The organism is Vibrio sp. 1641 (genome assembly GCF_033339995.1).
GTDB classification, from domain to species: domain Bacteria; phylum Pseudomonadota; class Gammaproteobacteria; order Enterobacterales; family Vibrionaceae; genus Vibrio; species Vibrio alginolyticus.
The window spans coordinates 1-781 of sequence record NZ_JAWOVP010000119.1 but is presented as its reverse complement, the minus strand read 5'-3'; the positions used below and the strand labels follow the sequence as shown (position 1 = coordinate 781).

Annotated in this window: 1 protein-coding gene; it reads left to right on the top strand. The window is 49.8% G+C overall.

The window, feature by feature from the left end; translation table 11 throughout:
• On the top strand, window positions 1-781 hold a 781-nt coding region (locus R7Z47_RS24540; protein WP_411913059.1), incomplete at both ends, for an MGH1-like glycoside hydrolase domain-containing protein.

Below are 781 nucleotides of genomic sequence, written 5' to 3'. Positions count from 1 at the left end.
CGGCGGGCTGGGAATCGGGCATGGATAACGCGGCTCGTTTTGGCTTTATCTACAACATCCACAACATGAATTCGCAAGCTGAAGACATCAGCAACCCAGACAGAAATGTGGATCAACTTGGTCGCTACGCGGCAAGTGCGTATGGTTTTGATAACAGCATCAAGCTGGAAGGCGAAGAGTGGGTGTACAGCAATACGTCAGCGGAAAACTTAGCGAAACTCGATCTTGCGAAGAAAGATTGGGAAGTTCGTTTTGCAGAAAACCGCACCAACAATAACGCAGCGGACGGCGAGCTGCTTGGCTTCTCTATGCTGCAAGAATCGGTGGATCAAGCCTCTTACATGTACTCAGACAACAAATACTTAGCGGAAATGGCGAAGTTGGTGTCCGATGGCGTAGAAGGTAAAGACCGCGCGCAAGAATTCCTGAACGGTGCCGAGAAAATCAAAACGTACATTAACCAATGTATGTTTGATGAAAGCACAGGATTCTTCTACGACATTCACTTAAATGTGGCTGAAGATGGCACTACTCCTGCGCCTCTTGCAAATGGCTGTGCGGGTTTGCCTATTGTAGAGCGTGGACGTGGCCCTGAAGGTTGGTCGCCGCTGTTTAATGGTGCAGCAACGCAAGAGCATGCCGATAAAGTGATCGCGGTGATGCGTGATCAAGACGAGTTCAACACGCCAGATAAATTCCAAGGAACGGGTGTGCCTTTGCCGACCGCATCGCAAACCAACCCTGCTTACGGTAAAGATGTGTACTGGCGTGGTCGTGTATG